This window comes from Sphaerothrix gracilis Ecp01, assembly GCF_030405905.1.
GTDB classification, from domain to species: Bacteria; Cyanobacteriota; Cyanobacteriia; order Phormidesmidales; family Phormidesmidaceae; genus Sphaerothrix; species Sphaerothrix gracilis.
On sequence record NZ_JASATW010000010.1, the window covers coordinates 221,308 to 235,625 of the forward strand.

Annotated in this window: 12 protein-coding genes; 6 read left to right on the forward strand and 6 right to left on the reverse strand. The window is 54.9% G+C overall.

Going from position 1 to position 14,318, the window contains the following annotated elements:
* Nucleotides 1-42: 42 nt before the first annotated feature.
* From QJQ48_RS13480 to QJQ48_RS13490, 3 genes are read right to left on the reverse strand one after another with little or no spacing between them, the layout of a single operon-like run.
* Nucleotides 43-2,514, reverse strand: a complete 2,472-nt coding sequence (locus QJQ48_RS13480; protein WP_346291756.1) for a CHAT domain-containing protein — start codon at nucleotides 2,512-2,514, stop codon at nucleotides 43-45.
* Nucleotides 2,515-2,532: 18 nt separating this feature from the next.
* The gene (locus QJQ48_RS13485; protein WP_346291757.1) at nucleotides 2,533-4,734 is read right to left on the reverse strand and encodes a two-partner secretion domain-containing protein; all 2,202 of its coding nucleotides are present in this window, start codon (nucleotides 4,732-4,734) and stop codon (nucleotides 2,533-2,535) included.
* Nucleotides 4,735-4,786: 52 nt separating this feature from the next.
* The gene (locus tag QJQ48_RS13490) at nucleotides 4,787-5,590 is read right to left on the reverse strand and encodes a hypothetical protein (RefSeq protein ID WP_346291758.1); all 804 of its coding nucleotides are present in this window, start codon (nucleotides 5,588-5,590) and stop codon (nucleotides 4,787-4,789) included.
* Between the two features lie 336 nt (nucleotides 5,591-5,926).
* Between QJQ48_RS13490 and groES the strand changes: the two genes are divergently transcribed.
* From groES to QJQ48_RS13505, 3 genes are all read left to right on the forward strand, one after another.
* The gene (gene groES / locus QJQ48_RS13495; protein ID WP_346291759.1) at nucleotides 5,927-6,238 is read left to right on the forward strand and encodes a co-chaperone GroES; all 312 of its coding nucleotides are present in this window, start codon (nucleotides 5,927-5,929) and stop codon (nucleotides 6,236-6,238) included.
* A 62-nt stretch (nucleotides 6,239-6,300) separates the two neighbouring features.
* Nucleotides 6,301-7,935 (forward strand): chaperonin GroEL, encoded by a 1,635-nt coding sequence (gene groL / locus QJQ48_RS13500; protein WP_346291760.1) that lies wholly within the window; start codon nucleotides 6,301-6,303, stop codon nucleotides 7,933-7,935.
* 322 nt (nucleotides 7,936-8,257) lie between these two features.
* Entirely contained in the window at nucleotides 8,258-8,848 is a 591-nt protein-coding gene (locus QJQ48_RS13505; protein WP_346291761.1) for a DUF924 family protein, read from the forward strand.
* Here the strand turns inward: QJQ48_RS13505 and QJQ48_RS13510 are convergent.
* Nucleotides 8,845-9,828 (reverse strand): aldo/keto reductase, encoded by a 984-nt coding sequence (locus QJQ48_RS13510; RefSeq protein WP_346291762.1) that lies wholly within the window; start codon nucleotides 9,826-9,828, stop codon nucleotides 8,845-8,847. The two genes, QJQ48_RS13505 and QJQ48_RS13510, sit on opposite strands and share 4 nt — an antisense overlap.
* 131 nt (nucleotides 9,829-9,959) lie before the next feature.
* On the opposite strand from QJQ48_RS13510, the gene QJQ48_RS13515 reads away from it, so the two are divergent.
* On the forward strand, nucleotides 9,960-10,262 hold the full coding sequence (locus tag QJQ48_RS13515) for a DUF6464 family protein (protein ID WP_346291763.1): 303 nt from the start codon (nucleotides 9,960-9,962) through the stop codon (nucleotides 10,260-10,262).
* A 212-nt stretch (nucleotides 10,263-10,474) separates the two neighbouring features.
* Nucleotides 10,475-11,860, forward strand: a complete 1,386-nt coding sequence (locus QJQ48_RS13520; RefSeq protein WP_346291764.1) for a glycosyl hydrolase family 57 — start codon at nucleotides 10,475-10,477, stop codon at nucleotides 11,858-11,860.
* A 109-nt stretch (nucleotides 11,861-11,969) separates the two neighbouring features.
* Here the strand turns inward: QJQ48_RS13520 and QJQ48_RS13525 are convergent, their stop codons facing one another.
* Nucleotides 11,970-12,314 carry a hypothetical protein gene (locus QJQ48_RS13525; protein WP_346291765.1) on the reverse strand — a complete coding sequence of 115 codons (345 nt, stop codon included), beginning with the start codon at nucleotides 12,312-12,314 and terminating at the stop codon, nucleotides 11,970-11,972.
* A 385-nt stretch (nucleotides 12,315-12,699) separates the two neighbouring features.
* On the reverse strand, nucleotides 12,700-13,905 hold the full coding sequence (locus tag QJQ48_RS13530; protein ID WP_346291766.1) for a 5-(carboxyamino)imidazole ribonucleotide synthase: 1,206 nt from the start codon (nucleotides 13,903-13,905) through the stop codon (nucleotides 12,700-12,702).
* Between the two features lie 131 nt (nucleotides 13,906-14,036).
* Between QJQ48_RS13530 and QJQ48_RS13535 the strand changes: the two genes are divergently transcribed.
* Nucleotides 14,037-14,318, forward strand: a 282-nt coding sequence (locus QJQ48_RS13535) for a hypothetical protein (RefSeq protein WP_346291767.1), incomplete at its 3' end; no start/stop codon positions are given.

Below are 14,318 nucleotides of genomic sequence, written 5' to 3' on the forward strand. Positions count from 1 at the left end.
ATCACCAAGCGGTTCCCAGTAGAAGGCAGGATTCTCGATTGCTCAACCCGGATTGCCAATCAGGACAAAAGCGGCCCAGTCTCTCGGATTAGGATGGTTTGCTTTCGTGTGCAACATGGCCTGCCGCAGCGCGTGAGCTTTGCCACGACCTGCAAAGAGCTGTTGATAAAAAGCGACCATGAGTTCAGCCGTCGGCGCGTCGGGAACCGCCCATAGGGACACCACCGTACTTTTGGCTCCTGCTCCCAGCAGCGATCGCGCTAAGCCGACTACCCCATCGCCAGTAATCTCTCCCAGTCCGGTATCGCAGGCGCTCAACACCACTAAATCGGCTTCGAGGTCAAGGGCGGCAATTTCAGGCGAGGTCAGCCAGCCATCGGCTGTGGTAGAGGGAGCCAAAGCGATCGCCCCTGGATTTTGTAGCTGGGTGAAATCTGCAGTGGGCAAATTCAGGTCTAGCAGGCCGTGGGTGGCTAAGTGGATCAAGGGGGCCTGTTCCATCTGCGCTGCCACCCGCGTTTCCGTCGCCATTTCACCTAAAAGAGCATTGGTCTTTAAGAGCTGGGCAATGGCGATCGCTTCTTGCTCAGCCCCAGGCAGCGGTGCTAACGGTTGAAAGGTATCGCTTAGGGAAAGGGGGAGGCTTGGCATTTCAGGATTGCCAACAACCAGAGCTTTGAGGTGAGGATCTAGTTGAGCTGCATTCTGGGTGAGACTGCTCTGCGTCAGATGCAAAAGCTGCATAGAGGGAGCAATTGAAAGCGTATGGGATTCAATCAAATAGCGATCAAGCGGAGTTTGCAGTGCTGCAAAGGGCACTAAAAATAGAATTTCGTGTGGGATAAAAACCAGATTGGCTTCAGGGTCAGCCGGAAGCAGGTCGGCAACGGGCTCAATTAAAAGCTGATGAAGCGCTTTGAGGGGTTCACCCGTCAGTTCTGACTCATCAGCTTCTACGCGAATGCTGCGCAATCGACTCCGAGCGCCAATCGCCGTCCGACTCTGGCTCACTAGCGCGGTCAGAGTCGGATTCACAGCGGCCAGGTCAACAGCTCGAAAGTAAATTTCCTCGGTGGGCGACACCACCCAAACGTAAATTTCAGCCGCTTCTCCTCGCTGCTTGCCGCGAATTTTAAAGGACTCAGCCGGAATAATGGCGTACTCAACCAGGGTGGTATTGAGCTGTTTTGCTAAGGCTTTGATCTGTTCAAGCGTAATCAAATTGGGGGGGCGATCGCTGTCAGCAACCAGGGCCGCAAAGGCTCTGGCTCTACCCTGCTCAGAGATTTCAAGCGCCCTACCGTAGTCACCTTGAGCCACCAAAACCTGCTGCAGGAGGTTGTAAGTATGGGCTTGAGTGTCAAAAATTGAAATCCGCTCAGCGTCGCTGAGTTCAGTGCGAAGACTGTCTAATAGGGCGATCGCGCTATATAAAGAGGCAGCCGCGTCGCTGAGCTGATTGCTGGCTAACCGTGCGTGGCCTAGATTATTGAGAACTGAAGCTTCCAAGCGCGGATCGTTGAGAGATTGGGCAATGGCTAAACTTTGCTGATAGTAGGTTTGGGCTGCTGCGTAGTCTTGGATATCTTCAGCGATGAGTCCCAGACCGCTTAAACTGGAGGCTACCAGCCGTCTTTGACCAATTTGCTGAGCGATGTCGAGGCTTTGCTGATAGTGGGTTTGAGCTTGGTCAAAGTTTTCAAAGCTGTGATAGGCACCGCCTAGATTGAATAGGGCATGACTCACGCCTGCTAAATCGTCAGTGGTCTGCGCAATCTCTAAGCTGGCCTGATAGTAAGCGATTGCCCGCTGGCTGTTGCCCTCAGCCATGTAGATAGCCCCTAGATTCCCCAGTGCCGCAATCTGGGCGGGCAAGTCGCCAATAGATTGGGCTATTTCTAGACTTTGCTGATGGGCCGCTAAAGCCGCTGCATAATCTCCTAAAGATTCATGCGCGTTGCCGATCAGACCTCTCAGTTGGGCTTCCCCAGCGCGATCGCCCTGCTGCTGCATCAGCGTCAGAGCCTGCTGGTAGACCGCGATCGCGGCGCTATAGTTGCCTAAAGCCCGATAGGCGATTCCCTGATTGCCCAAGGCTTCCGCTTCTAACGATACGTCTGCGGCTTGATGAGCAAAGTTTGCTGCTGACTGGGCAAATTCTAGGGCAACTGCATATTGATCTAAGCCAATATGAGCGGCTGCTAGCAGATTAGCGACTAAGCTTTGACCTAATAGGTTGCTGGCCGCCCGATAAAGCTCTAGGGCCTGCTGCCATGCCTGAATAGCGTCTGCTAACTGATATTCTCGGTAGTGCTCTAGCCCTATCTGGGTCAATTCTGCGGCAGTCTCATCAGCAGTTGTCGCGGCTACACTCAGCTTTTGGTCATCCGCTTTTTTTAGCTGAAATGCTTTTAGGGGCAGGGCTAAGCTGACTACGGATAGACCGATGCACGCGATCGCCAGCAGCTTGCGACAGCGACCCCTACTCGATTGATGTCCGCTCTGACTGTTCATCTACTCAAGGCAAAGCGCCTAAGGACTGCTAGTTTCAGGAATAGGGCAGCTATTGCGGATTTCGACTGCGGCTGTGTCAGTAGGGGCAATCGCCACCACCTGACAGTCTGTCTCAACTTCGGCTGAGCGGACACCTGTGGCGGCAGCGGTGTTTTCTGAGGCGATCGTATTTTCATCATCTGTGGTTTGATCGGCAATATTTTCTAGTGGAGCAGTCACGGTTTCTAAGTCTCTAACAAATGCGAGATCTCGAAGTGACGTAGACAAGAGACCGTTCTGATTACCAAAAGTAATACCGGACACTGTACCGCTGACTCCAGCAGGCAAAGTGCCGACATCTATGAGAAGCGGCCCTCGCGTTAAAGAAATAGTGATTTGCGGATTACCAGGCCCATTTTGTCCGAATAGAACAGCCGTTTCTGAGCCAATATTCAGCGTTAATGTACCTGTTCCTGTGTTGTTGCGATCAACAACGGCTAAACTGCTATCGAAACTTTGATTACCAATGTTGCCTGCTCCAGTGGCTCTAAATAGCCCACCTGCCTGAACTGTAATCTGACCGGCGAGATTATCAGCCGAGTTGCCAGCATCGAGGCCGGCAGCTGCAAGGGTACTAACAGTGATGTCTTCGCCTGCAATAAGAGAAATTGTTTGACCTCTGAGGTTTCCAACCGTGATATTGTTGCCTGCCCGAAAATTAATAGGGCCGCTGCCGATCCGAACATCATCTGCAAAGATATTGTTACCTGCATCAACTGATAGTCCGAGCCCTGATTGAGAAATGTTGATGGGTACGGCAAAGGTTACATTGTTATCTGCTTGAAGTTGACCGTCAGTGCTGGTAAGCGTACTCGCAAGATTGTTAGCAAGAATCACTGTTGTGTCTGCAGTGCTACTACCGGACGTATCTACTCGAATATTGGGCGGATCAATTAGCAGCGTGCCCACCGTGCCCGCAGGAGCTAGCGTATCAACAGTGCCTGTAAAATCCAGTAGCTGAGCGCTAGAAACCTCAACAAAGCCACCATCTCCCGATTGCTGTCCGCCCTGAGCGATAGCATGGCCTAAGAAGTGCGTGGCCTCATCTGACCAAACAATGATCCGTCCGCCGTTGCCGCGTTCTTCAGCACTGGCTAGCAAAGAAGAATTGGTGCTGATCAGGGTTTCTGCGGCATTAGGCAAACTGCCCTGTCCCTGATAGTCACCGCCGATTCGCAGCGTGCCGCCGCCGTTTTGACCAGAGGCGTCAAGCGTGGCGTCAACCACTGCAATGCGATCGCCCACCACCGCAATTTGGCCCCCTGTGGTGCCTGCGGTATCTAAACGGCCTGAAACAATCGTTGTGCCAAGTTCTGCTGCGATCGCCCCTGTCTGATTCACCAGACTGACACTGCCATCCGCATTCATGCTCAGCCCTGTAGAGCCATTAGCAGATCCGCCTGTCAGCAAAGTGGGTAAGTCGAGCGGCTGAAACGTCGGCACCGCTCCCGGCGTGGTGGCGGGGAGGGGCGCAACCTCCAAACTCAGCAGCATGGCTGGGTGGCTAAGGCGCACCAAGCTTTCCCCTGGCACTGCCGCCACCAGCAGACTGCCTTCTGCCGCCGTCAGCGTGCCCGTGTTGGCAACCGTACCGCCGATCAGGGCCAGCGATCGCCCTGGGGCTACCGCTAAGTCGCCTGCATTGGCGATCGCGGCGGGGGCAGCACCCGCGAAAATAAAGCCTGTGGGATTGCCTACCAGGGCAGCATAGTTGTTGTCGCCCAGGGTGGTTAAAGCGCGATCGCCAAAGGTCAGACCTGTCGCTGTTGTGGCTGTAAAGTCACCGCTCAAGTCTAACCGCGCATTGGGACCAAACAGCATACCCGCTGGGTTGAGCAGAAATAGGTTGGCGGTGCTGCCGCTGACCTGTAGCAGCCCATCTAGATAAGAAGCTTGTCCCCCCGTGACGCGGCCCACAATATTCCTGACCTCAGCCGGAGAGACAAAATTGGCTACCTGCTCTGCGCTCAATCCAAACTGCTGAAAGCCATGAAACAGATTCGCCCCATCAGCGGAAGAAACCCCGCCAGTAATCTCAAACTGGTTATTTAACTGCCGCACCTGAGTTGCAGTGTCTGACTCTGCCACGATTGACTGAGCGAAGCTTGCTTGATGCGTCAATAACAAAGCAGCTCCAACTAGCCCGCTCTGCAAACAGCAGCGGCCTGAGAGATTTGGCATCGCCCTAACTCCTAAATGAGTTTACCGAGGTGAATAGATGCCCCCAGGTATCTCAAATATTAGAAGATGGTGTCCGCCGCAGAGACAGAATGCTCAAAATACTTGACATTAGCAGCACCAAGGCTCCTGTCGGCTCAGGTACGGCAACAGGATTTTCCGTATCCTCTGGAACTTCAATTGGCGTTGGGACAGGGGGGGTAGGCGGCGAGGGCGGTGTCACAGGGAGAGGTGTTACCGGCGGCTCTGGCGCAGGGGGGGGAACTTGCACAAAGCCCGTACCACCAGGGACAAAATTAGGCCGTTGGCGAATGAAGAATAGATCAGTCGGGGTTGTATCAGTAATGACATAGCTAAATCTGACAGTTTCACCGGGATTAACAATTCCGCCAGAGAAATTGATAAAGTCTCGCACATCCGTGACTTCATCAACGCTGCTGAAGCGGCTTGAGGTGAAAGGGCGCAAATTAGCTCGTCCCTGAGCGAAGGAAAGACCGTCTGCTTCAGGACTAGGGGTGCCAAAAGACTGCTGCAGCTCGAAATCGTAGAACTGCCAGGGAGTCCCTGTACTGTTGGTAACGATTGAATCAATCCGAAAACCAAGAATACCAAGATCTGCAAGTCCCCGCACCGCCACTGACAGATCTACATTAGGGCCAAAAACTTCCTGTAATAAAACAGCCCGGCCATTGCTGACAAAACCGTTGGTCAAACGAAAATCGCCCGCCGATTCGCTAAAGCGCAGTCCACCCACATTGAAAGTGGCCGCTTCAGCCCCAGAGGGCACAAAAAATAGAGCACCAGCAGCGATCGCGCCTAGTAAGGGCCGCTGCCAAGCTTTGACAGGTAGAACACTCATGATTGCTTGGGATAATCAGAAACAGCTTTGCTTTTGATGACGGCTCAGCGCCGCAATAGTTCGGGGGGGCTATATCTCCATCCTAAGCAGTTTTCCGAGAATCGTTCGGGAACCCGTACAGCCGAAACTGTTGCACTGCAACTGATGACTTCGATAAATTAGCACTCAGGAAGCGAGAGTGCTAATTTCCTGTTCTAAACGCGCTATATTTTTGAGGTCGCCTTAACGGATGTCACTATCCGAGTCGGCGATATTTCAGTGCGTCAAGACAGATTGGCAAAGCTTATCTATCTTCCCATCCCCAATCGTTGAATTTTTAGAGTCTGGAGAGTTTCTATGGCAGCTGTATCTCTAAGTGTGTCTAGCGTTAAGCCTCTAGGCGATCGCGTCCTCATCAAAGTGAGCGCTTCTGAGGAAAAAACCGCTGGTGGTATTTTGCTACCAGACACGGCCAAAGAGAAGCCTCAAGTCGGCGAGATCTCCGCAGTAGGCCCTGGTAAGCGCAGCGAAGACGGCACCCGTCAAGAACTGGAAGTCAAAGTTGGCGACAAAGTTCTCTATTCCAAGTATGCAGGCACCGAAATCAAGCTTGGCAGTGATGAGTGCATCCTGCTGTCCGAAAAAGACATCCTGGCAGTTTTAGCATAAGCCACTGTTCTAGCAGTTAATCCCAAGCTCCGTCACTCAACACGCAAACTACCGAGGAATATATGGCTAAACGCATCATATACAACGAAAATGCTCGTCGCGCCCTAGAGAAGGGCATGGATATTCTGGCTGAGTCCGTAGCTGTCACCCTGGGGCCAAAGGGCCGCAACGTCGTTCTAGAAAAGAAATTTGGTGCGCCTCAAATCGTCAATGACGGCGTCACCATTGCTAAAGAAATTGAGCTAGAAGACAACATTGAGAACACAGGGGTTTCCCTGATTCGTCAGGCAGCTTCTAAAACCAATGATGCTGCTGGTGACGGTACCACGACTGCGACAGTCCTAGCCCACGCCATTGTTAAAGAAGGTCTGCGCAACGTCGCTGCCGGTGCTAACCCCATTGCCCTGAAGCGCGGTATCGACAAAGCCGCTACCTATCTGGTAGACAAAATTGCCGAGCACGCTCGCCCGGTAGCCGATTCCACGGGTATTGCTCAGGTGGGATCTATCTCAGCCGGTAACGACGAAGAAGTCGGCCAGATGATTGCTGAGGCGATGGATAAAGTCGGTCGGGAAGGGGTTATCTCCCTGGAAGAAGGCAAGTCCATGACCACTGAACTAGAGGTCACGGAAGGGATGCGCTTCGACAAGGGCTACATCTCGCCCTACTTCGCTACCGATACCGAGCGCATGGAAGCGATCTTGGATGAGCCTATCATTCTGATCACCGACAAGAAAATTACCCTAGTTCAGGACTTGGTACCTGTGCTGGAGCAGGTGGCCCGTGCTGGTCGTCCGCTGCTCATCATTGCTGAAGACATCGAGAAAGAGGCCCTAGCCACCCTCGTAGTTAACCGTCTACGCGGCGTCATCAACGTGGCGGCTGTGAAGGCCCCTGGCTTCGGCGATCGCCGTAAAGCCATGCTAGAGGACATTGCCGTACTCACGGGTGGTCAGGTCATTAGCGAAGACACGGGTCTAAAGCTAGAGAACACCAAGATGGACATGCTGGGCAAAGCGCGTCGCATCACTTTGACCAAAGACAACACCACCATCGTGGCCGAAGGCAACGAGGCTGGCGTCAAGGCCCGCTGTGAGCAAATCCGCCGTCAGATTGAAGAGAGCGATTCTTCCTACGACCAAGAGAAGCTACAGGAGCGTTTGGCCAAGCTTTCCGGGGGTGTGGCTGTGATTAAAGTCGGAGCCGCAACCGAAACCGAGATGAAAGATCGCAAGCTGCGGTTGGAAGATGCTATCAACGCCACCAAGGCAGCCGTTGAAGAAGGTATCGTTCCTGGTGGAGGTACCACGCTAGCTCACCTAGCGCCCAACCTCGAAGAGTGGGCTAACAGCAACCTAGTCGATGAGGCACTGACAGGGGCACTGATCGTCATGCGCGCCCTGACCGCGCCGCTGAAGCGGATTGCTGAAAACGCCGGTCAAAACGGAGCCGTGATTGCAGAGCGGGTCAAAGAGAAGGACTTCAACGTTGGCTACAATGCAGCAACCAATGAGTTTGCTGACATGTTTGAGGCTGGCATTGTCGATCCGGCTAAGGTAACTCGTTCGGCGCTGCAAAATGCCGCTTCAATCGCCGGTATGGTGCTGACAACTGAGTGCATCATTGTCGATAAGCCGGAGCCTAAGGATGGCGCTGCCGCGGGCGCGGGCGCGGGCATGGGTGACTTCGACTACTAAGAAGTTGTCTATAGACACATCCTGGTAAGAGTTTGGCCATGCCAGATTCTCCCCGGTTCTAAGATGTGGTTAAGAGCGATCGCCCAAGCGGCGATCGCTTTTTGGATCAAAAATTATTGCAGCCGAGCCATCTACAAACGTTAGGATTTGAGGCATAGCCGCCGTCTTGACGCGATCAGGAGACTCACTTTCAAAGGCTGTATCCGGCGGCGGCAGTCGAAAGCTGGCTGCAGCAGGCTGGCTTTGTCGTCACTGTAACTGTCTGCTATGGGGCGTTTGAGCGATCGCCCAACCCCTCAGCTTTTTTGGCCTGCAAACCCCGATGACGTCACAAACTGCCCAGCATATTCTCAATTTTTGGTTTGGCAATCCGGCTGCGCCTGCAACCGAATATGGGCAGCAGCGCGACATTTGGTTCAAGAAGAACCAGGCGTTTGATCAGCAGGTACGCCAGCAGTTTTTGGCAGTTTATGAGCAGGCCAGACAGGGCGCTGATGCAGACTGGACGCAGACGCCTAGAGGGGCGCTGGCGCTGACGGTGCTGCTCGATCAGTTTCCCCGCAATATGTTTCGCGGCACGCCGCAGAGCTTTGCCACGGACGGGCAGGCGCTGGCGATCGCCCAGTCAGCAGTCGCCCAGGGGCGCGATCGCTTCCTCCTGCCGGTCGAGCGCCTATTTTTCTACCTGCCATTTGAACACAGCGAAAACATAGCCCATCAAAACCAAGCAGTAGCGCTGTTTGAGGCTTTGGTTCAGGCAGCGCCCGAGCTCCAGTCGACCCTCGACTATGCCTACCGTCACCGAGACGTGATTGCCCGCTTTGGCCGCTTTCCCCACCGCAACGCGATTCTAGGCCGAGAAAGCACTCCAGAGGAAGAGGCGTTTTTGCAACAGCCCGGTTCCCGGTTTTAAGTCCAAGCGTGATAAAAAGTCATTTCCTGCCAGCTATTGACGGTGCGCTGGGCGATCGCCGTCATCGCGGCTTCGTCTAGGGGTTTAAACTGGCGAGCGGCCATTATGTTCTGCTCTAGCTGAGCGACATCCTCAGCCGCCACGGTGCAGGCATGAACCCCCGGTACCGAAAGGCTGTATCCCAGCGCCTGCTCGAAGCTGTCTAGCAGCCCCGGTTGCAGCAGTCGCCCATAGGCTGGCACTTTCATGGCAATAACGCCAATATTCTGCTCGCGCGCCACGGGCATGACGGTGGCAATGAAGGACTCAGGATGATGCACTTCTGCCGCATTCACCGGAATGAGAGTCGCGTCAAAACGGTAGCGGCGCAGACCCTCAGTAATCACTGCCGGATCGTGATGTCCGGTAATTCCAGCTAGGCGAATAATCCCCTGTGCTTTGGCTTCTTCCACCGCCTGAATCGCCCCCTGGGGGCCAAAAATAGCCTCATTTTCCTCCGGCAGCGAGACGTGATGTAGCTGCCACAGGTCTAAGTAATCGGTGTGCAAGCGCTGCAGCGATCGCTCTAGCTGCCGCCAAGCCCCATCGCGATCGCGGGCGGCAGTCTTGCTGGCAATAAACAGCTGCTCGCGGAAAGGTGGCAGAACCCGTCCCAGATTCTCCTCGCTGGGGCCATAGCTGGCAGCGGTATCAAAGTAGCGAATGCCTAGCTGCAGGGCACCCTCAATCAGAGCCTGGGCCTCTGGCTCTTTGCCATTTTGCGACAGGGGGGTCTGCCCCGCTCCGCCTAAGCCAAAAATTGGCCACGGCGTGCCGCTGCGACCCAGGGCGCGGGTAGGAACTGGCTCGCCTGCAGCTAAATCCGGCTCGGACTGGGGCGCGGGGCGACTGCCCTGTCCCAAAACGCGGCTACCGACAATTCCCCCGGCCACCACGGCGCTGGTGACAATGAAGTTCCGTCGCGTGCTTTTATTGGTCATGCTTCTCTGGCCTTGCGATCGCCAATTGCTTACATTCTAAAGCGATCGCTCAAGAGCAAAGGCTGCCATCGCCGATGCCCCATCTGTGGGCTAGGCTAGGATGAAATTAGGGTACTCAGACAGACTGATCCATGACGGTTGTCGCCTTCATTATTTTTCTGGGAATTTCTCCGGCCTTGATCTCGCTGCTGGTGGGGCGGCGGGCCGGACAGCAAACCCAGCAGCAGCTTGCCTTAGCAATGGAAGCTGCCGCCAACCGGGGGCTACGCGCCTTAGCCGAACGCAACCGCGATCGCCACTATGTAGAAGGACTCGGCCACATGGTGGGCGACATTACCTGTCAGTTCAATGCGCGATCGCCCTATCTGCGCTGCGCCGTCAATCCCCTAGGACCTTGCGAAACCTGCCAGTATTACCAGTCGAAGCCAATTTGAGGTGTACCCAGCCAGCGGCGATCGCCGCCTGTTAGGTTTTCGCCCTCGCGCTCTGCCTTTGGCTACATTACGTTCTGCAAACTTAATTTAATCAAAGTTAAAGATAGAGCTGTCTCAATCCCAGAAGAGCAAGGAATGCGACACTCTAAAAAGAGCAGAGCTTTATAAGTTTTTAAGTATTGCTACAAACTATTCGCTCCCACCAGGCTGCTATGACGGCTGCTGTCCCTGCCTTCTCTCCCTCTCTCCCAGAACTACCCGCTCTGATAGACGGATTGCCCAATATTTGCGGCTGGGAATCAGCCATTGAAGCGGCAACTTTGCGCACGCCGCCCCCTTCTAGGCAGGCGCTGCCGTCCAAGACGGTGGTGGCCGGCTTTGCGATCGCCCTGCACATGCATCAGCCCGTTATACCAGCCGGGCCGGACGGCAAGCTGATCAGCTATTTGCAGTACATGTTTGAACATGCCTTTGAGCATGACAATCACCAGGCTGGTTCCCTGCTCTACTGCTATGGCCGTCTGGGAGATTTTATTCCCGAACTGGTCAGTCAGGGCTGTCAGCCTCGTATCTTGCTGGACTGTTCCGGTACGCTGCTGTGGGGCTTGCAGGATATGGGCCGGCAAGAGACCCTAGCTAAGCTCAAGCGGATCACCGGCGCGGCTGCCTATCAGTCTCAGGTGGAGTGGCTCGGCACTTTCTGGAGCTATGCCCCCGCCTCTAGAATTCCGCTGCCCGATTTAAAGCTGCAGGTACGGGCCTGGCAGCACCATTTTGCCGCTATCTTTGGCCTAGAAGCCCTGGGCCGGGTACAGGGGTTTTCGCTGCCAGCGGCGGATTTGCCGTCTGATTCAGATGCTCTATACGCTCTGGTAGAAACTCTCCGTACCTGCGGCTATCGCTGGCTGATGGTGACCCAGGCCAGCCTAGAGCAGCTCATCGGCCAGCCCCTAGCCCAGCCTCATCTCCCCCATCGGCTTGAAGTCACCAATAGGGCCGGAGAAACAGTAGCCTTCACCCTGCTGATCAATCAGGCAGCAGATGCCGACGCCGTTAGCCAAATGCAGCCCTATACCCTGGCTAAACACCTCGCTCAAACGGCGGCCTCTCCCTTACCGCTGGTGATGCAGTCGGCCCCTAGCGAAAGCAGCGCGATGATGAATCGCTTTCCAGGCAGCTTCAAACGCGCCTGGCACGACCTGCGCAGCCAGCCCCAGGTAGCCGGACTGACAGGCTCAGAGTATTTAGACGCCTTGGCAGCGACTGGCTTCAATCTAGATGACTATCCGGTGTGCTCCGTCGCGGCCACCGCCACGCCGCCAACCGCCATACCTGAAACCTTTACCAATACTTCCTTCAAAGCGCCCCTGTCCATTGCCACCTCTGAGCTAAGGCACCGCCTAAGCGCCCATTTTCATCGCAGCAGGCGCAATATTGACGGCGGTAGGGAGTCGGCTGTTACCCGTCAGCCCCGCTATCGGGAGGCACTGCTGTACAATCTGCTGCTGCAGGCTAGCTGTTTTCGTTCTGGGCAGACGGCTCCCTGGTCAAGCTATGCCAGAGAGATCTACGCTCGCGGTGAGCGCCTGCTGCGTTAGCGGGTTTTCAGGGCCCGCCAAAAATCTCAGGCCAAAAATCCCAGGAATTTTGCAGAACATTCAAAATCACTGGGATCGCAGCGATCGCGATTGGTTTGTCTCTGCTGACTTAGTAGGCGATAGAGTCGAGGGTATAGCGCATGAAATCAGTGGCGACTTCGGCAGATTCATCATGGGCGGCGAAGACAACGACCATGCTGTCAGTGCCGTAGTCATAGCAGAGAATGCGGAAAACGCCGTCATTAAAATAGCCAGTGCGATCAATTTCGCCACCGCTGCTTTCAACTTCCAGGCTTGACATAAACTCGTCTGTGCGAGCGAGGCATTCCGCGCCGCTGATATCTTCTAGGTAGCGATCGCCGCTGGCAATTTGAGGCTGGGCCAGGGCCGGGAGGCTAGCGCTAGCCAAGCTGAGGCTGAGGAGTCCGGTTGCAATTGAATAGAGGCGTTTCATAATCTCTTGGGTTTCAGATATTCTTAGGCGTTACGTAGTTTAAAATTTGAGACGCTAGTGGTAGCGGTAGGATTCTGCCGCTTCCCTTATTCAAGGGGGGGCGACAGCCGGAGGGATCTCGCGAGCAGTTAAAAACCTCGTCAAGTGCGTAAGCCCCGGTTCTTTGGGCAGCAGTGATAGTTTGACACTAGGCTATCGAGCAGCCTGATGGTTCGAGCAACGAGGTTCTGAGCACCCAAGCCTACTGACGTTAAATTACAAGGCTTGAGCCACCCTTTCCTGAAAAATTGAGAAAAATAAGCTCAGTTGCCAAAATCACAACAATTTCAGTCAAACAGGCTGGCTTTGCCATCAGTTTTGCAGACGGCTGCGTCCTAGGGCAATATCAGGCCGGATACCAGATTGACTCAACTTGCTCAATCACCTCAGCGGCTGTGCGCTCGGCGGCCTGCCCCTTCAGCCCCAGCAGCGTGGTGACATGCCCCAGCTTGCGCCCTGGATGAGACTCCCTCTTACCGTACCAGTAGACGTAGGTATTGGGGAGCTGTTCGAGGCGCTGCCGCTTTTCCGGGTAGTCATCGCTCGCCTGCTCGTAGCCCAGCAGATTCACCATGACCGCTTGCTGACAGGCTAAGGCGGGCGATCCCAAAGATAAGCCGCTCACGGCCCGCAGGTGCTGCTCAAACTGCGAAGTGCGGCAGGCATCTAGGCTATAGTGGCCAGAATTGTGAGTGCGGGGGGCCACTTCATTCACCAGTACCCGGCCCTCAGCGGTGAGAAATAACTCAATGCCAAAAACGCCAACTGCCTGCAGACCATCCATTAACTTGCGGGCGATCGCTCCTATCTCTTCGGCCACAGGTAGCTCCACTTTAGCTGAAGCAATCACGCGGCGACAGACCTGATCTACCTGCTGGGTTTCCACGATGGGATAGGCGATCACCTCTTTCAGCCGCGATCGCGCCACCATAATCGCCAGTTCGCGCTCGAACGGCACAAACTCTTCCAGCAGGATAGGGGCATAGTCTAGCTGCTGCCAGGTCTGTTCGACCGCTTCTAGGGTTGCCAAAATAAACGTGCCCTGACCGTCATAGCCGTGTCGCCGGGTTTTGAGCACCAGCGGCAGGCCCAGCTCGCTCACCTTTTGGGCCAGTTGAGGCCGATCGGTCTCGGACTCTAAACCCGCAAACTGAGGAACGGGCAGACCAATACTTTGCAGATAAGTTCGCTGTTCATATTTGTCCAGCAGGGGCCTAAGCGCGGCCAGGGTCGGATAAAACTCAACTCCCTGCTCGGCCAGTTCGGCCAGGGCAGCCAGGTCAATAAACTCGTTTTCAAAGGTAATCAAATCGCACTTGCGGGCCAGTTCCGCCGTCGCCTCGGCGTCCTCAATGGGCGCTAAGACGGTTTCCTTGGCAATCTTGGCGGCAGGATCGGTGGCTCGCGGGGTCTGGACAATCAGGTCTAGACCTAGCTTTTTAGCACTTGGCACCATCATCCAGGCCAGTTGACCGCCGCCAATCACCCCAATCCGCTGGGCCGGCGCGGCTTCTTTGGGCGCTAGGTTGAACAAGTTGGTAGAGAAAGACATAGCAGGGGCGATCGCGTCAGGTTGAGGCCACTGCTCAATTATCTCAGGTAGAGAACGCCGCTGGCTAGAAAACGTGACGTTGGTGAACCAGATGTGCTTAAGTGAAATTAGCTATTTCTAACCATAGGGTGATGAAATTAGGTTTTCTCCTGCCTCTCCTCAGCCTCGTCTGCAGCACCCCCGTCGCTAGCGCTGCCAAAACATCACCCTCGGCCCTTGAGCTGCTGCCAGCCGACACCGCCATGACCCTGATTCTAGATACCACAGAGGAAACCTGGGGCCAGCTCAGCCAGTTTCAGCTATTCACGCTGATTGAGGAATACACGGGAACCGTGCCCAATCCGGGCGGTCTGCCCTACGTGCCCTTCGACATTTCCTATCAGTCTAGTATTGCCCCTTGGATTGGCGAGTCT